This is a genomic window from Njordella calcicola (genome assembly GCF_056494125.1).
The window spans coordinates 573,477-591,254 of the sequence record NZ_CM151396.1; the positions used below are offsets into that span (position 1 = coordinate 573,477).

A 17,778-nucleotide genomic window follows, 5' to 3' on the forward strand; every position below is an offset into this window, starting at 1 on the left:
GTTGCCTAAACATGTCGATTGAAGTTGGCGAGTTGCGATGGGAAGTTGTGCTATGCAATGATGTCCCAAATCGGGTCGCCGTGGTCGATATCCAACCGACGTTGACCTGGGATCTCAAGTTGCCGTGAGTCGAGTCCCAGTTGATACAGGACCGTCGCGTGGATATCCGTTACGTAGTGCGGATTGGAGTTGGCCCAAAAACCTAGTTCATCGGTTTCGCCATGTGTGACGCCGCCTTTGATGCCACCGCCAGCGAGCCATGCGCTGAAGGCTTGCGGATGATGATCGCGTCCTGTCCCTTCCGCTCCTGGTGTCCTGCCAAACTCGGTCCCAAATACAACCAGCGTCTCATCCAACATTCCACGGCGCTTCAGATCCTTTAACAACGCCGCGATAGGTTGGTCCACTTGTGCGGCCAGCCGAGTATGATTGTTCTTAATGTCGCCGTGCGCGTCCCAGTCACCGCCGCCACCGCCGCCGTGGAACAACTGAATAAAGCGAACGCCACGCTCGGCCAATCGACGGGCGATCAGGCATTGGCGACCGAATGTTTGAGTCGGCTCTTGTTGGGCGCCATAAAGCTCAAGCGTCTCTTTTGTCTCTTGGGAAAGGTCGACTGCTTCAGGAACCGCTGCCTGCATTCCAAAGGCGAGCTCGTAGGATTTGATTCTCGCTCGTAACTGGGGATCGTCGGGATACTCGATACCTGCCAACCGATTGAGCTTGCCAATGAGGCTGAATTCGGCGGATTGCTCTTGCGCCGTCATGCCAGCGGCCGGCTTGGCAAATGGCAAGGGTTGATCGCCACGGGTATCCAGTCGAACGCCCGCAAACTCGGGGCCTAGGTATCCGGACCCATGAGTCCACGAACCACCGCAGCAGTCGCCCGTCGGCTCTCCCAGCACAACGTATTGAGGAAGGTTCTCATTGGCAGCGCCAAGTCCATAGTTGATCCAAGACCCCAACGTCGGCAATGCGCCTTCGCGCGGATGTCGACCTGTATGCCATGTCAATTGAGTGCCGTGATCATTATGGATTGTCCATAAGGAACGTACGACGGCGAGGTCATCGGCGCACTCTCCAATTTTGGAAAACCAATCACCGACGGTCAAACCGCACTGACCATACTGCTTGTAGCCGGTGTTGAGCCCCATCAGCTCTTTGCGGTGTTTATGAGTTGGGTTGATGCCGACTAAGTTCTTCAGTTCTCGCTCTTGATTGAAGAAGTTCTGGTAAGGCGTTTCATCAATCGATTTGCCTTGGTACTTGTTCAGTTCGGGCTTGACGTCAAAGCTTTCCATCTGGCTGACACCGCCACACAAAAAGATCCAGATAACCGATTTGGCTTTCGCGAATGGTGCTGGTCGAAGGTGAGCCGTTTGTTCTTCTGCATGGATTCGTCGCAGACTCCCATCGCGATAAAACATGGCCCCTAAGGCCAAACCGGTAAAGCCCATGCCAGTATCGGCAAGAAAAGTACGTCGATTGAGGCCAGTACATTGTGGGTGTCGTGGTTTCATGGCTGTCGATCCCTTGGGCGGCATGGAACGCGCGCCACGTTGAGATTGGAAGGGTTGGGTGGGGAGGTGGGAGGGCAACGCAAACGGGGCGTCAACGCAGTGTAACAAACTCGTGATGGTTGAACAAAACATGAATCAAGTTTTCACGAGCTCGAACATCCGCAGCCGAGGCAGGCTTGGTCAAATCTGATTCTTCGGAGGTGGTTGTGTTTGGTTCAGCCAAGTTACCTAATGCCGACGTTTGATCGGCCAAGAACGTTTGGCATTCTTTCAGTTCCAGGTCGGAAGGATGACGGCTGAGCACTTGTTGGAAAGCAAGGCTCACAAAAAGGGAGTCATCTGAGTCCGCTTGCGGATGTAGGCGGCGTGTTAGACGACGCGACTGGGTGACGCTCAGTTCGCTGTTGGCAAGTGCCAAGGCTTGTTGCGGGACAATGCTTTCTCGACGTTGATAGCACTCGGTGGGAGCTGCCATGTCGAAGATCTGCAAGAACTGCGTTTGCTTCTCGGGGGCATGTCGGAAGTAAATGCTGCGGCGTGGGATCTTCAGCGCTTGGTCGTGGTCTAATTCTTGGCCACCACGATGTAAGTCGAGACTTCCGGCCACATACAGCACGCTGTCGCGGACCGCTTCGGCTTCGATCCGTCGCGGTGTCATACGCCAGAGGTATTGATTCTCTGGATCGCGACTTGCAGAAGCTGCGTCATACCCAGAACCCATGCGATATGTACTGGAAAGCACAATCAAGCGATGCAAATGCTTCATCGACCAAGGTTGGGTTGGCTCGCCGGTTGAATCTGTTTGCGTTGGTTCCATTAGTTCAGCGGCCAGCCAATCGTGCAGGGCAGGCAGAGAGGAAGCGTGGCCGTTGCTGCCGAATTCATCGACGGTCGCAACGAGCCCACGTCCAAAATGACGAGCCCAAAGATGATTCACGGCAACACGGCTGGTCAGCGGGTTGTTGCGATCGATCAGCCAGCGAGCCAGCGCCAAGCGGCGACCGCTGCTGGTCTTAGGATAGACTTCGCCAAGTGCCGTGTACTGGTCGCTATCGTCGGCGATGGCCTTGGTGGCCGCGTCACGAGCAGAGGACGCTTCTTGGAACTTCTTGGCTGCTTCGTCGAATGCTTTTTGGTGCTCTTGGTCCTCGGACGTTTTCGCTTCCAATTGCTTGAATGTTTGGCGAACGGAGAACCATTTCGCTTCGGCCTGGGCTAATGCCGCTTGGCGCTGGAGGCGACTGGCCTGGATGGAAAGTTCTTTGATCACCTCGTCTGCAACTTTCCGATCCGAGTACTTGGCTTGATCGGCTGCAATTCTTGCCTCCAGCGACAATTGCTCAGCCAACGCGGCCGCAAGTTGTCGAGAAGCCAGTGCTTGTGCGAATTCCAGATTCGGCAGCGTCGTTTGCCAATCGGCAGCAGCGGTGGACTGATCAGCGGGATGATTCAACAGGTCTTCATCAGCCTTGCGAAGCGCCGTGAGACTGGATTCTATCGTTTGACGTACTTCCGCTCGCCGGGCGTTCAATTGGGCCGGCCGCAGCGCAGGATAATAATCGTAGCACGTCAATTCAATTGGCTCGGCAGGAAGAGCTCCACCTCCGAGGTACGCAGGCACTGCCGGGACGATCGTGCGCTCTGAATCTGGTGAACGTTCGTCGCCTCGCAAGTAGAACGCAGTTTTTGCATGTGGCTGGCCATCGTAGACGCGGGAAAGGGCTGAGCTTGCAACATCATTGGACTGACCCACTGGATCCATGCGCACTTGGTAGGGCTCGAAGAACGCGCGAAACTGAAAGTACTCTTCATGAGTCAACGGATCATACATGTGATCATGGCACTGCGCGCATTTGTAAGTCACAGCCAAGAACGCACGAGAGGTATGGTCGACTGTTTCGTTCATCCACTGCTCACGGCTCAGCTTCTTGTAGTTGCGGACCAAGTAACCTGTCGCCGCGAGAGCGTCTTGATCGTCCGGATACAGTTCATCCGCTGCAAGCATCTCCAGCAGCATTTGGTCATACGTTTTGTCTTGATTGAGAGAGTCGACAATCCAGTCCCGCCAGCGCCACACGTGGGGATGGCTGTCACGCACTTGCTCACCCCAGCCGGCCCAATCGCTATAGCGCCAGATATCCATCCAGTGCCTGCCCCAACGTTCACCGTGTTGTGGGCTAGCCAGCAAGCGGTCGACAATATCCGCATATGCCTTGGGTGATGGATCGGCCAAAAAGTCCGCTAGTTCTTGAGCGTTAGGCGGCAGTCCGATCAAGTCCAGATAAACGCGTCGCAGGAGCACGGCAGGTTCGGCTGGCGACTGGGGCGTTAGTCCCGTGGCCGCATGTTGGGCTGCGACAAAGGCATCGATGGGATTGGTTACCCACTGAACGTTATCGACTTGGGGGACGGGCGGCCGCAGCACAGGGGCGAAAGGCTTCCAAGGGTAAGCTTCTGCTTGTCGTCTTTCCGATTGTAGTTTGGTTGCTGCGGCAAGCTGCGCTTGGTCAGGGAGCTGTTGTGTGTGACCGGGCGAAGTTCCAGCCAGCAATTCCAGTTCGTTGGCAATTCCATCACCGTCCGCATCTTGATCCGCCAGCTTTCGGATTCGTTCCAGTATGTCACCTGGGCGAGCAGCGCCGAGGGCTACTTGTTGCTGGCCTAGTTCCATCAGGGAGCGACCATATGCATTCCAGGGCTGTTTTTCGCTTTGCAAAGTTCCAGCGGCTGCGGCATCCTTTTCTTCTTTGGAAAGGTGGCACAGCGTACAGTCTCGTAAATTCTGGGGCAGGGCATCGCCGTAGAAGTTGACGATTGCCGCTTTATGAGGAGGTTTTGCTTCCGCCGCAGAAGTGCATAGCAGCCAGAGAAACAACCAGCCGAGCGAGACTGGAAACCGGCTGAATCGCGAGGATACTAGCGATCGGGGGGGCCACAGGGGGAAACTGGTTTTCGATGCAGTCGACATCAACGCTCGCCTCGTTTGATACCCGAATCACTAACACCACAGATTCGAGTTTAACAGGCTGAGTTGCCAAGTCAACGCGGCAGATCGGGCAAGGCGCAAAACGCGTCGCATGACTGCTTTGGCGGCCACTCAAGTTCCGATGAACGCTTAGCCAGTGTATTTGGTTCTTAGTTTAGAACCGATAATGCGGCGGCATTTGTTTTGATAGTGTAACGAAACTAGTAGCCGCCCCATGTTGAGTCGTTTGAGCGGTGCACAAGTTTTAAGTCTAGATCGCTACAATGGAGATTTCTTATTCGTCGATGCCTAAACGCATACGAAGGACTTCGAATTCATTCACATACTTGTCGGAACTGCTGTGAACGTGTTCGGCTTCGGTGATAAAGCGAATGTCTTCATCAGGATAAACATCGTGTTGAATCAAAATGCGTTCGTACGACTCTAGGGGTGAACCATATGCAACGATCAGTTTGTGTTCGTCGAACTGAATCTCTTGACGCTTTCTCGGGTTCATAACTGCGATCCCGGTGCATCCATCGTTCATCAGCAGGTCTTCAAAGTCGTAGAGAATGCTCTTAAGTACAGGAGCATCGATATGCTCTCGCAGTAGGTCTTTATGATCGCCGCTGCCATTGTGGCTGGATTCCAGAACTACGTCGACCACGTCGCCCAATGGGTCTAGCATGTCCATAAACAGGTCGAACAAGCGATCGCGGGTGGCGGAGGCCATGACCACTGGAATCTTCGAGTGGTTCTCTTCGTCGTCATATTGTTCATGACGGAATCCTTGACGCGGGACTACCTTTAGATCAAAAGATGGTCGAATCGCATCGGTCAGTTCAAAGACGCCGTAACGAAATACTTCCAGGTGCGCTTCCAGGTCCTGGTAATCCAAACCTGCAAAACTAGATGCAGCGGATTTCGAGCTGGATTCTTTAGTGGAAGTTGCTTGACGAGATTGTGGCGACAGTGGGTTCATTCGTGGTTAGCTTTCAGTGCTCACTACTGCCGTTTGACGTGGTACGCCTGACCGTCTGGCGGTAGTGTTCTGTGATTGACAACCAAAGCTAGGTTACGAAGTTTGGGAGGTCATCCAATTTTGTTAAAATAGGTAGAAAATCGCTGGGCCATAGATTTGGGGTGTTGCGGAGCTAGGGCAGCTTGTAGCGATTGTGCCGATACCCCTGGATGAACCTTTGGGTTTTTTTGATTGTTTGCTCAAGGAATGGCGTTTGCGTTGACGATATCAAGCTTGGCGACCAAGTTCTGTCTGCAATGATGTGGCATAGAACATAAAGGATCGCCGCAGCGACTTTACTGGATTTCTACGTTAATGGCACACGGAGGTGCATATGGCAAGGGGTTACGCAGCCTGCTTAGGCGCCATCGCTTTGCTCATCTGCATGCTTCGCGGCGCGGTGCATCAGCAATCGCCGCTGGAAGTACTGCCATCGGCCGTTAGCTTGACCTTTTTGTTTACCGGCATTGGCTGGGTGATTGGCGCGATCGCAGATTACTTGATACGCCATTCACTGGAAACAAAGTTTCGTCAGGCAGTCCAGCAATATCAGGAACAACACAAGAGCGCTTCTCCCGGGAAAGCGAACTCAAACTAAGCCCTTAGGGCAATCGCGAACGGCTTACGCCGCTCGCACTTAAAGCACGTAATTTATTGGATACGATTTTATTGCGACTGGCATGGCTTTACGGAAACGATTCCGCTACAGTCCGCCCGGTCGCAAGTCGCCGAAAAAGGCAATTTTGCCAGGACAGCACGGAGGTTTTGAATGGCAACGACGATCGCGTCAAAAGTCGATCTTTCAGATGTTTGGGTTCGTTACAAAGCGGACCAAACCAACAAAGAATTACGAAATACCCTCATCGAGGCCTACACGCATTTGGTCCGCTATAACGCGGAACGGTTGCGATCGCGTCTACCCGACGGCGTAGATGTCGATGATTTGATAAGCGCTGGCGTTTTCGGCCTGATGGACGCGATCGATGCGTTCGATATGGAACGCGGAGTGAAATTCGAAACCTACTGCGTACCTCGTATCCGCGGAGCGATGCTCGATGAGCTGCGCACGATGGACTGGGTCCCGCGTTTGGTTCGCAGCAAAGCCAGCAAATTGGCTGAAGCCACCAAAACGCTCGAGAAGCGTTATGGTCGTTATCCTACCGATAACGAGCTAGCCGAAGTTATGGAATTACCGCTGGGCGAGCTGGAAAAGCTGAAAAGCGAAGCGGCCGCAGTCGGCTTGGTATCACTGAACAAAAAGTGGTACGAAACCGACAGCTACAAGGATGTTCGCGAAATCGATATCCTGGAAGACAAGAAGGGTGAAGACCCGACGCGTCGTATTCAGAAGGGTGATTTGATGCGATTAGTGACCAAAGGGTTAAATCGCAACGAAAGATTGATTATCATTCTGTATTACTACGAAGAGCTGACTATGAAGGAAATCGGCCAGACACTCGACCTGAGTGAAAGCCGCGTCAGTCAAATGCACACCAGTATCGTCCAAAGATTGCAGGAGCAGCTAGGACGACGTCGTCCAGAATTTGGAACCTAAAATGTCAATCGCTCAGTTGCTGTTCAAGTCCTTCCCTCTCCAACACAGCAACCGTCCAGCAATGGCGTGTACATCGCAAAGCTCAGTATGTTTACTCATACTGGGCTTTTGTTGCTTTTGTATGCCGCAGTCGCTGGTCGCTCAAGAGAAGCCCAATACGGCTAACCCGGTACCAGCCGAGCTAAATCTTATGGAGCTATTCGGAGAACCCTCAGGAGACGCCGTGCGTTGGTTGGGACAGTTCTTGACTAAGAATCCGGATTGGTCGTTGGCATTCAATGAGCAGACAGTCACCTTGCACAACTTTCGTACCACCATCCGCGGCTCCATCGAGATCCCGAGGTTGGCGACAATGGTTGAATCGATTAAGGGAGAAGTCCGCGAAGGGAGTTGCGAAATCAAACTGGATCCGCTGCCCAAGTCATGGGTGCTAAAATGGGATGCATCGCAGCATAAATCCGAAGACGATTTTGAATTGGTCATTACAATGCAATGTTCGGACCGTCCCGTGAGCATGGAGCAGGCAGACAAGCTCGTCTCCAAAGCCGACGGCTCTTTGCGTTTGCCTGCAAGCTTTGCCACGACACACGGCAGCAAGATTCGCTATGAGCCACAAGCGTTCAAAAATACCGTCGGCTGGTGGGCTGACGCAAGCGACTATGCTAGCTGGAGATTTCAATTAACTCAGCCTGGCAGCTATGAACTTGCGACACTTTATGGATGTGGAGCGGGGCAGGGCGGCAGCGATATTGAGTTTGTGCTGCAAGAGCTCAAAGATGGCTTGGCAAAAGATGTAGCGAAGGTTGAGTTCAAGACTATCGAGACCGGCCACTTTCAAAACTTCCGCTGGCAATCGTTAGGTCGCGTCGAAGTGGCCGCCGCGGGCGAATACCAATTGGTGGTCAAGGCCAAAGCAATTGCCAAGCAAGCGGCGATGGATATCCGCGAGATGCAGTTGATTCGTCAGTCCAAGTAAATCACTCCGTCGCCGGTGTCAGCGTATCGAGATGATCGATGGACTTGGATATAGCAGTAAAGCCATCGGTTTCTTTGGTTCGAAGTGGTCCGTTGGGTTCCGGTTGCCAAACGAAGAAGGCTTCTGCGTTGGGAAAGTTTTCACTAAGAAACTTGCTGCCTTGTTCAGGGCCCAGGACACTTAAGGTCGTTCCTAGCACATCGACTTCCAGACAAGTCTGGGCAATCACGGTCACCGACATCGGGCCGGGTATGCCGTAGCCAGTCTTTGGGTCGATGATATGGCTTCTCCGAACGCCATCGATCTCGACAAATCGCCAGAGGTCGCCACTGGTGGTGACCGCGCAATTGGACAGCGTGAGGTAACGCAGGGGAGCTTGGTCTTTTGCAAGGCCGGCGACTTCGATCTTCCAGCCTTCGCGATTGGGGGGGGCGTCACCACAACGAATGTCTCCACCGCTGTTGATCAGGCAAGCGTGGATACCAGCTTGCTGTAGCATGTCAAAGCACTTGTCGACCGTATAACCCGTGGCGATGCCACCTAGATCGATCATTAGCTCTCGATCGGAGGTGCTGACACGCCGCGAAGATCGGTCGATGGTCATGTGCCGCCAGCCGGTATGCTGCCGAGCGGCTGCGACTTCGTCGGCCCCTGGCAACGCATTGGATTTGCGGCGTTGTCGCCACAGACGTGTCAACTGGCCGATCGACGCGTCAAATGCACCGTTTGTCTTGTGATACCACTGGTCGGAAAGCTCCAAGACTGCGAACAGATCGTCCGACAGTTCCACGTCGGATGGACTGGCTGCGGCTTGCCAGCGTTCCAGTTCGCTGTTGGGATCATAGTCGCTAAAGACCATATTTAAACGTTGGACTTCCAACTCAATCCGCTGAGCGACTTCGGCCAGCATCTGTTCATCCGAGGTATAGGCTGCGATGTGAAAAGTGGAGCCCATGGCCGGAAAGGTGAGTTCATAACCTGATACTGCGGCAGTGGATTGAGCTTGGACTGCGGGTTGCACCAATCCCAAGGCCAACATGACGCTCAGGCACACCGCTAAGCTGTTAACGCCCGCGGTGGTGAGGCTAGAAAAGCGGACTTGCATAAGGGGTTCCCTTAGAAAAGTGGCTACTGCGGCAAAAAGGCGATGGTCATCGTGCCTTGCTAAAGTATTCGTGCAACCGTTCACGCCTCAATCATGGAAGTCACAAAAACATGAGCCAATGAGCCGCTGGGCGATAGCCCCGGTTGTCAGGTAAGAGGCTACAAAAACCGGTAGGAATGCCCTGCGGCTGATCGAAGTGTGAACGGTTACGTACTCGTTTGGTTGCAATCTGAATCGATTGACGTTAGATTGCAAGGGATGGATTCGTCAAGGATTACTTCCATTGCCCACCCCCATATGCCACAATAATTGTGACTTCCCACCACAGGCTGCTATGCCAAACTTCAATTCTGCAATTTGGTAAGTAGCCGTTAGCAAGTCGGACGAGTTCCGGAAGATTAAATACTTCTATCATCACTTATTTGACTCCCTAGGAAATTAGTACCATTTACATGTTATCGTTTTTGGCTCGCGCCGCGAAAACCGCTGGTGTGACTTCATGGTTGTTTTGCTGCGTCGCGACTTTGTGTGCTGATGATTTGACATCGCCTGTCATCGAAAACAAAGATGCTCAGGCGGAGTCGGAAGCCGACATGAAGCAGTATAAGGAGACACTTGAGCACACAGATGTCTCTATCGCCATGGTTCCGATTCCCGGTGGAACGTTCTCCATGGGCAGCGATTCAAAGTTAGCCAAGCCCGACGAGCAACCGGTGCATCGGGTCACAGTATCGCCGTTTTGGATGAGCGAGTGTGAGATCACTTGGGATGCTTACGACGTTTGGATGAGTGATTTGGATATATCCTCGCGCGAAGTCCGTGGCTTTGCATTGACCAAACGCGATGAACTAGCGGATGTGTTTCAAAAGAGCCAGCCGACACCGCCTTATGTGGACATGACTTTCGGTATGGGCAAACGGGGCTTTCCTGCGATTTGTATGACGCAGCATGCCGCGCGAACTTATTGTAAATGGCTATCTGCCAAGACGGGCCGGTACTATCGATTACCAACCGAAGCGGAGTGGGAGTACGCGTGTCGGGCTGGCACGACAACCGATTACTTTTTTGGTGACGATCCTGCGATGCTGGATGCTTACGCGTGGTACGAGGATAACTACGAAGAAGGTTATGCTAAGGTCCGCCAGAAAAAGCCGAACCCGTGGGGGCTTTATGACATTCATGGTAATGTCGCTGAGTGGGTCTTGGATCAATACACCGAAGATGGATATTCCGTAGAGGACCCGAGTGCGGCGAAGGTCAATCCGCTCAACGCGCCCACCACACTTTATCCTAGAACGGTGCGAGGTGGAGGCTGGAATCAACCGGCTGAAGCGCTTCGAAGTTCGGCGAGGGAAGGTTCTAATGAGGACTGGATCGCTCAGGACCCACAAAACCCGGTGAGTATTTGGTATCTTACCGATGCACTGCATGTCGGTTTCCGCGTCGTGCGGCCGTTGGTCGAACCTTCGGCAGAAGAAAAGCAGAAGTATTGGGAATTCAGCGAGCCAGTGATGAAGGAACGGCCCGTTCCCCTGCCGCTGGATCGCTAAAGAAGATAGTTTGAATTGCCGTTGTTTGTTTTACTGTAACCGTTCACGGGCTAGCGAGTTGCTAGTTGAGTGTTGTTTTGATTTGTTTAACCGTTAGCCGTAGGCGTACGTGAAGCCATGGGGGGATCCCGCCAAAACTCGCGTATGTTTGTGTCTGACAGTAGAACGCGGTGATACCGTGAGCGTTTTGTGGTTTATTGTCATCTAGTTGAAGGCATGTTGAATGTCAGAAGATACCTCTCCAAAAAATGTCAGTGTCGGGGCCAATCGCCGAGACTTTCTCCGTAACACAAGTGCCGTTGCGGCGGCCGCCACCGTAGCGACCTCCGCTCTGCGTGCTCCAGCGGTGCATGCTGCTGGAAGCGACAAAGTGCAAGTTGCCTTAGTCGGTTGCGGTGGTCGTGGAACCGGTGCGGCGGAAAACGCATTGTCGGTGAACAACGGCGAAATCCAATTGAAGGCGATGGCCGACGTGTTTCCCGAGAAGCTCAACCCAAGTCACAGTGGACTATCGGCCAAATTTGGCGATAAGGTCGATGTACCTGACGATCGGAAGTTCATCGGCTTTGATGGCTACAAGCAAGCGATGGATGCATTGAATCCTGGTGACGTGGTAATTTTGTCCACGCCGCCGGCGTTCCGATGGTTGCATTTCACGTATGCAATCGAGAAAGGTTTGAACGTCTTTATGGAGAAACCCGTTACTGTCGACGGGCCATCATCGCGACGCATGTTGGAGCTTGGCCGGCGAGCAGCGGAAAAGAATCTAAAAGTCGGAGTTGGTTTGATGTGCCGACATTGTGATGCACGTAAAGCGCTGATCGATCAGATTCGCGATGGTGCCATCGGTGACATCACGACCATGCGTGCTTATCGCATGGCAGGGCCAACCGGCTCGGCTTTCTCGCCTAAGAAACCGGAGAGCATGAATGAGCTGATGTTTCAGGTCTCGCGATTCCATTCGTTCTTGTGGCTCAGCGGTGGAGCTTACAGCGACTTTTTGATTCATAACATTGATGAATGTTGCTGGGTTAAAGACGCATGGCCTGTAGAAGCTGTGGCAAGTGGTGGTCGTCATTATCGGGGCGATAGTGTCGATCAAAACTTCGATACCTACAGTGTTGAATACACTTTTGATGATGGCACCAAGCTCTTCTTGAATGGACGCTGTATGCCCGGATGCCATGATGAGTTCGCTTCGTATGCACATGGCACGAAGGGATCGGCGACTATTTCTGCAGCCGCCCACACTCCGGCTCGCTGCAAGATCTACAGCGGACATAAGATGACTCGCCGCAATGTGGTCTGGAGTGCGATGGAATCGGAACCGAATCCTTATCAGTTGGAATGGGATCATTTGATCGCATCGATTCGCGAAGACAAGCCACATAATGAAGTCGAACGTGGCGTGATTGCCAGTGTGGTGACGTCGATGGGCCGCATGGCGGCTCATACCGGCCAGAAGGTCACTTACGATGAGATGTTGAATCATGATCATGAGTTTGCACCGGACCTCAGTAGCTTGACGCTCAATGGTACTTCACCATTGCCCGCCAATGCCGATGGAACTTATCCAATTCCGATGCCTGGGATCCTCAAGAACTATGAGTATGACCCCCGCAAGGGATCTTAAGCCTTAGGCGATCACCACAGTTTGCGGCTATCTCCGCTTAACCGTTAGCCGCAGGCGTACGCGTTTTTCTTCAACTTCGTTTAACCGCGCGGGCATCGCCCCGCGTTGGTTATGCCTGGCGGTAGTATCGCGGCCGGTTGGGCACACGGTTAAACGACTTATCTCTCGTGCTCAGATCGTCCTGAGAGCCGCCTTGCCAGCGGATAAGTAGATCTCATAACCAGCGCCATGTCTAATTCTCACGCTACTAGCGCCAATTTTCAATGTTGGCGCAACGCTGCCCGTGAAGGTTGTCCAACGCACCGAGTAACTGTTGGCGGTGTTGTACTCGGTGATCTGAAAGTTGGAAGTCTTTTGACCAATCACAATGGAACACGTGCGCAGGGAAGAGGTATTGTTCACGATAGAGTACTCAAGCAATCCTGTACTGTTTTTGCGTGTCACCGGCCTGTAAACACTGACTTTGCCATCGGAGATCTTTGATAAGTCAATGGCGTTTCGCAGTAGGACCGTGCGCACTTTGCTGATGTTCTGTTCGTAGACTTTTAAGATCTTGCCATTTCCATCGGTCGTGCCAACTACTTGCGTGTGGTGTTCCAGTTTACTGGTCCCGCCGGAACTGAATGTGGCATGGTGAAACTGCAAGATGTCGCCGACGCGGAACCGAACACTATGACGTTTTCTGCTGGGTGTGTAGGCAGTGACAAGGTCGGTTGTCCAGATGTAATCTTTTTTGTTGACTCCATCGGTACGCGTAAAGTCTGCTCCGATCACTCGCAACATTTCGGATGCGAGGTGAGCGCATTCGCCGCCGCCGACTTTCTTGCCCTTTTTTGATTCCAGATAGCGTGCCGCAGTAGTTGTCAAGATGATGCTCCAGAGTCAAGCTGTGAACGAACTGCGATTAGTCGACTGAACTGGTTTGTTCATGCATCGCTAGGTCGCAGCGTTGATTCTAGAGTGCAAATTGCCGTTAGCTATCCCGCTGAAATTAGGGGGGGGCAGAAATAGGCCTAGTGTTTCCTGGCTAGGCGTCGTAGCACTTCAATGCCGCGGTCCAGCGTTTCATCTTTGGCTGCAAACGAGATTCGGAAGTGCGTGTCTTGGCGCGAAAAAATGTTGCCTGGAATAATCAAAAGCTCGTTCTTAATCGCTTCGGTAACGAACTCTGTCGCAGTTCCCCAAGGAGCTTTGGCGAATAAGTAGAACGCGCCATCGGGACGCGTGAATTCATAGTAGCCTTCCAATCCGGCCACGATCCGATCCCGCTTCTGACGATAATCGGCATAGTGCTGTGTCATATCAAAGTCCATGGCGGCCAAGCCGGCCCATTGTACCGGTTGCGGTGCACATACAAACGAGAACTGCTGGATTTTCAGCATCTCTTGCATCACTGCCGATGGTCCATGCACCCAGCCCAATCGCCAACCGGTCATCGCATGCGATTTTGAAAAACCATCGATGACAATGGTGTCCGGATTGAATAGAGCAGGGGACGTTAGCGGCGCATCAAAGCTAAAGCCACTGTAGATCTCATCGGAGATCAACGCGATACCGCGCTGGCCACAAAGTTCAGCCAGCGCGCGAGTGTTCTCAGGTGTGGCCGTCACGCCTGTAGGATTGGCCGGGGTATTGAACAGTACAAGTTTGGTCTTAGGTGTGATCGCCGCTGCAACTTTATCGATATCAATTTGGAAGTCGGGATATGTGTCAATCAAGACGGGCACTCCACCCATCATCTGAACCAACGGTGGATACATGACAAAGTAAGGATCAAAGATGATTACTTCGTCGCCCGGGTTGACCAAAGCCATCATCGCAACCACCAGTCCGCCACTGGTGCCCGAAGAAATGAACACGTCGCGGTCTGCGTGCTGGTACTGTGACTGGATCTGCGCCTTCAGCTTTTCTCGCAGCGGAGCGATCCCTTGAGTCGGCGAATACGCGTTCTTGCCAGCTTGGATCGCTTCAATACACGCTTGCTTGATCGGGTCAGGAACATCGAAGTCTGGCTGTCCAATGGAAAGATTGATTGGATTTTTAAGCGAGGCGGCTAGATCGAATACTTTGCGAATTCCGCTGGAGGAAAAAGTGCGGCAGCGGTCGGCGATCCAGTGTTGGTGATCAGAAGTCATCTTTGAATGCAAGGAGTTGTATCGATTCGAACTGTTCCATCAAGCTTGCGAAATAATCCAGTTCGTTTAACCGTCAGCCGTAGGCGTACGCGAAATGGAAGCTCGCACCTCGCAGGCTAACGATTAGAAATTCATGGAACAGTATTGTGTGTTAGTTAAAAACGGTGGCTCGAAAGTAGAAAGAGTTTGCCGAGATAATGCAAGAGGTTGTAAGCTAGGCCTCCATTGAAACCTTTATGTTCGCGCGAGCGATTTGCGTTTGCGCAGATAGACCGCTACCGCTGCGATAGCGGCACAGCCGCCCGAATAAGGTTCGGGCACTGCGGTAACGTTTGCGGCAAAGGCTGCAATTTCTTGCGTATAGTTCCCGAGATAGGTTGCACCAGCTCCCAGTATGACCGTCTTGTCGTCGTTTTGCAAAACAAAACTGTTGATGCCCAGCAGCACTAGTTGATTGTTGATTTCGGCGAACATCGGAGCTCCTGAGTCGCCACCGCGCAAGCTCGCTTCATAAGCCACGAAATTGGTTGATCCGGGAGCATCCACCCATGTGATCAGGGCATCGGTCAGACCACCCAAGAACTGGACATCTTCGGCATACCCCGTAATGCGGTTTCGACCGAACGCTTGGTTGCGATTGGCCGGCTGAGCTGCGGGCGATTGGCCGACCAAGTATGCATTCACGTTTTGCAGGGAACCAGCAGACACTACTGAAATTTGGGTGGCGCTGGGGGCCGGCGGGCCAGACAGCGGAGCGGTCGCGATATTGAAATGCGTGATGCTTGCATCGACCGCTGAGTTCAAGCGGCCAATCCAAAGATCCGATGTTCCAATCCTCGTCGAGCTTACGACTTGGCGAACAATCGGTGTCGTGCTTGGATTGTTGTCAGCAAAAAAAGAGATGTTACCCGTGGGCCGAGCATGATTGGCGGACACAATCAGTTCTGGGCTGATCAGCGTCGCCCAACTGCCGCCAGCAGATTGACCGATTCCGCTTAGATTAAATTGGCTGGCGATGAACTGATTGGAATTGGTGAATCGGTCATTGGTCGCATCGGAGTAGCCGTGAATGACGATATCGGCGGAGGCAGTCCCGGAGCTGATAACGTTGAGCGACGCAAACAGAAGTAAAAGCGACAAGGGAAGTCGGAGGTACATGGTTTGCCGGTCGAGAGAGGAACGTGACAATCAACAGACGATCAATCCCTGATGATATTCCAACAAGCGGAGAATCGCCATTATCGAAAGCACTTTTTCGAAGCAATCGACCAGAATTTTAGTAGCGTGGGTTTTGCGTGGTACCCGTCGTCGTGGGGGTCCCTTGGCCGCTGGCGATAATGCCTGAATTAGCCGTTGAGAGTGTGTTTTGCGCCAGTTTGACGTTCAATGCAGCGACGCGTTGGTAAAGTTCGGGTTGCATGGCATTTAAAGCAAGCGATTGTTGGTAGTTCTGTACCGCTTGCATCGTATCGCCAGCATCCTCGCGCAGCTTGCCCCGAGCGGCCCAGGCCCTGGCGTGATTGGGATCCAAAGCCAAAGCTTCATCCAGCGTCTGTTGGGCCAGTTTGGTTTGGCCGAATTCGGATTGAAGCCGACTGAGTTCCACTCGCGCGTCGACCAGCGTCGGATTGTTCTTGGTCCAGTTCTGCATCAGCGTAAACGCTTTGTCGCTGCGGTTGGTCTCTACCAGCAGGACGGCTAGACCGCGATAGCAATCGGTATGATTGGGGGCCAGCTCCAGGCACTGGTTGTAGAGCACTTCGGCTTGCTCGAGCATCTTGGCATCCTTTTGAGCTTGGCCTAGACGCGAATACGTCGCCGCCAAATTGTAGTAGCTGTCAGGATTGGTCGGATCCGATTGCCGCGCTAATTCGAATTGCTGTAGCGCTTCTGGGTAACGGCCTTGTTGATACAGTTGCAGCCCAAGTCCATTTTGGCCGACGCTGCCCCACCGGCAGCCTGATTGCAAAACCAAGCTGAACACCACGAGGGCGTAGACACAAATTGTGATGGGGTTGGCAACGTGCTTCACCGAAAGATCGCCTTGATCTAGAGCCAAAAAATATTCTTAACTCAAGGTGTGTAGCAACATTTCGGCCGTCGGCTCAAGGTCACTGGCGACAGACTTTAGGCGAATTTCGAAAAAACGCGTAAGTTTTATTGGTAGCAAAACTCGTTGCCAAAAATGTCCTGGCGCAGCGCTTGTAAAAGAGTCCAACGAATGGAGGGAGACCAACAAATGGAACTGCTGGATTCGCGGTCTCTTTTTATTCGTTGGAAGATCGAAAGACCGGGGACGCGCTAGTGTAATTCCTGTAGGAGACCAACGAATGGAGGGAGACCAACGAATTGAACCGCAAGGTGCATGCCAGTTGCAGGTCGTTCTTAAACCTGCGGACGTAAGAAGAACGCAGACAAGCCCAGTAAGACCCAGCCGGCCATGAACGACAGTCCGCCGATGGGAACCAACCAGTGTAACGTCGAACCAGCGATGGCAATCAAATACAAGATTCCAGAAAACAACAAAATCCCCAGCACCATCAAGAAGCTGCTGATGGCAACCAGGCGAGAGCGTTCAACATAGTTGGTCAGCACCATCACCAACAACGCCAATGTATGAAACATGTGATACCGCACGCCCGTTTCCGCTTGGTCGACGCGTTTGACAATGTCCTCGGCCGCAATATTCTGCTGGACGAGTGCTGCTTGCAAGCCGTGGGCGGCGTAGGCGCCGATACCAACCCCAGTTGCTCCCAGCAGAGCAACAATGACCAGCAGAAGACGCGGGAATCGTCCAACGTTTGTCATGTCGTGTGAAGTTTCCATTCCGCTACTTAAGTTGTGCTTTGCGCGAGGATGCGTTTGACGCTTTCGAGCATCGCTTCCATCGCGAAGGGTTTGTGCAAGTAATCGCTCACGCCCAAAGTCTGTGCGTAAGCTTTATGGCGTTCGCCTTCGTTGGCGGTCATCATAATGACGCGGACGGGCTTTTCGATACTCTGGCCAATTTGTTCCAAGACCAAGAAACCGCTGCGTTTGGGCATCATCATGTCCAGCAGTACCAGGTCGGGGTTTACCACTTCGGCCATCGCTAGCCCTTCGTTGCCGTCGACGGCAACGAAAACTTCGTATCCTTGGGAAGTCAGGGCGTATCGGACCGTTTCGCGGATTTCATCATCGTCGTCGATGATCAGAATCCGGGTAGGTGTAGTTGAATCTTTAGGTGGGGCAGACGACACAGTTCATCCTTAAAAACGAGGCAGGCACAGCTTGAGTTTACTCTGAACAAGCTGCGAAAGCTAAATCAGCGATCGACTT

Annotated in this window: 15 protein-coding genes; 5 read left to right on the top strand and 10 right to left on the bottom strand. The window is 52.8% G+C overall.

Features of this window, described 5'->3' with window-relative positions; all coding sequences use genetic code 11:
• Positions 1 to 50: 50 nt before the first annotated feature.
• The 3 genes from SH302x_RS02085 to SH302x_RS02095 all read right to left on the bottom strand — a co-directional run bounded on the left by SH302x_RS02085 (position 51) and on the right by SH302x_RS02095 (position 5,467).
• Complete coding sequence (locus tag SH302x_RS02085) at positions 51 to 1,520, bottom strand: DUF1501 domain-containing protein (protein WP_479366953.1); 1,470 nt, start codon at positions 1,518 to 1,520, stop codon at positions 51 to 53.
• Between the two features lie 91 nt (positions 1,521 to 1,611).
• Positions 1,612 to 4,488, bottom strand: coding sequence for a DUF1549 and DUF1553 domain-containing protein (locus tag SH302x_RS02090; RefSeq protein ID WP_479366955.1), 2,877 nt, complete (start codon positions 4,486 to 4,488; stop codon positions 1,612 to 1,614).
• A 292-nt stretch (positions 4,489 to 4,780) separates the two neighbouring features.
• Positions 4,781 to 5,467, bottom strand: a complete 687-nt coding sequence (locus tag SH302x_RS02095) for a hypothetical protein (protein WP_479366957.1) — start codon at positions 5,465 to 5,467, stop codon at positions 4,781 to 4,783.
• A 373-nt stretch (positions 5,468 to 5,840) separates the two neighbouring features.
• Here SH302x_RS02095 and SH302x_RS02100 point away from each other — a divergent pair, with 373 nt between their 5' ends.
• The 3 genes from SH302x_RS02100 (at position 5,841) to SH302x_RS02110 (ending at position 8,037) form a co-directional block, all read left to right on the top strand.
• Entirely contained in the window at positions 5,841 to 6,104 is a 264-nt protein-coding gene (locus SH302x_RS02100) for a hypothetical protein (RefSeq protein WP_479366958.1), read from the top strand.
• Between the two features lie 171 nt (positions 6,105 to 6,275).
• The gene (locus SH302x_RS02105; RefSeq protein WP_479366960.1) at positions 6,276 to 7,061 is read left to right on the top strand and encodes a FliA/WhiG family RNA polymerase sigma factor; all 786 of its coding nucleotides are present in this window, start codon (positions 6,276 to 6,278) and stop codon (positions 7,059 to 7,061) included.
• 121 nt (positions 7,062 to 7,182) lie between these two features.
• A complete protein-coding gene (locus tag SH302x_RS02110) occupies positions 7,183 to 8,037 on the top strand; it encodes a hypothetical protein (RefSeq protein WP_479366962.1) in 855 nt (284 codons plus the stop codon).
• Position 8,038: 1 nt separating this feature from the next.
• Here SH302x_RS02110 and SH302x_RS02115 read toward each other — a convergent pair whose 3' ends face one another.
• Positions 8,039 to 9,142: an FAD:protein FMN transferase gene (locus SH302x_RS02115; RefSeq protein ID WP_479366964.1), complete on the bottom strand. Its 1,104-nt coding sequence runs from the start codon at positions 9,140 to 9,142 to the stop codon at positions 8,039 to 8,041.
• A gap of 452 nt (positions 9,143 to 9,594) precedes the next feature.
• Between SH302x_RS02115 and SH302x_RS02120 the strand changes: the two genes are divergently transcribed.
• Positions 9,595 to 10,692, top strand: coding sequence for a formylglycine-generating enzyme family protein (locus tag SH302x_RS02120; protein WP_479366966.1), 1,098 nt, complete (start codon positions 9,595 to 9,597; stop codon positions 10,690 to 10,692).
• A gap of 223 nt (positions 10,693 to 10,915) precedes the next feature.
• Complete coding sequence (locus SH302x_RS02125) at positions 10,916 to 12,325, top strand: Gfo/Idh/MocA family protein (RefSeq protein ID WP_479366967.1); 1,410 nt, start codon at positions 10,916 to 10,918, stop codon at positions 12,323 to 12,325.
• A gap of 171 nt (positions 12,326 to 12,496) precedes the next feature.
• Here the strand turns inward: SH302x_RS02125 and SH302x_RS02130 are convergent, their stop codons facing one another.
• The 6 genes from SH302x_RS02130 to SH302x_RS02155 all read right to left on the bottom strand — a co-directional run bounded on the left by SH302x_RS02130 (position 12,497) and on the right by SH302x_RS02155 (position 17,699).
• Positions 12,497 to 13,192 (bottom strand): hypothetical protein, encoded by a 696-nt coding sequence (locus SH302x_RS02130; RefSeq protein ID WP_479366969.1) that lies wholly within the window; start codon positions 13,190 to 13,192, stop codon positions 12,497 to 12,499.
• A gap of 146 nt (positions 13,193 to 13,338) precedes the next feature.
• Positions 13,339 to 14,460 (bottom strand): pyridoxal phosphate-dependent aminotransferase, encoded by a 1,122-nt coding sequence (locus SH302x_RS02135; RefSeq protein ID WP_479366971.1) that lies wholly within the window; start codon positions 14,458 to 14,460, stop codon positions 13,339 to 13,341.
• Positions 14,461 to 14,694: 234 nt separating this feature from the next.
• The gene (locus SH302x_RS02140) at positions 14,695 to 15,600 is read right to left on the bottom strand and encodes a trypsin-like serine peptidase (protein WP_479366973.1); all 906 of its coding nucleotides are present in this window, start codon (positions 15,598 to 15,600) and stop codon (positions 14,695 to 14,697) included.
• Between the two features lie 136 nt (positions 15,601 to 15,736).
• Positions 15,737 to 16,519 carry a tetratricopeptide repeat protein gene (locus SH302x_RS02145; protein WP_479366975.1) on the bottom strand — a complete coding sequence of 261 codons (783 nt, stop codon included), beginning with the start codon at positions 16,517 to 16,519 and terminating at the stop codon, positions 15,737 to 15,739.
• Between the two features lie 326 nt (positions 16,520 to 16,845).
• Positions 16,846 to 17,268 (bottom strand): DUF423 domain-containing protein, encoded by a 423-nt coding sequence (locus SH302x_RS02150; protein WP_479366977.1) that lies wholly within the window; start codon positions 17,266 to 17,268, stop codon positions 16,846 to 16,848.
• Between the two features lie 26 nt (positions 17,269 to 17,294).
• Positions 17,295 to 17,699 carry a response regulator transcription factor gene (locus tag SH302x_RS02155; protein ID WP_479366979.1) on the bottom strand — a complete coding sequence of 135 codons (405 nt, stop codon included), beginning with the start codon at positions 17,697 to 17,699 and terminating at the stop codon, positions 17,295 to 17,297.
• Positions 17,700 to 17,778: the final 79 nt, after the last annotated feature.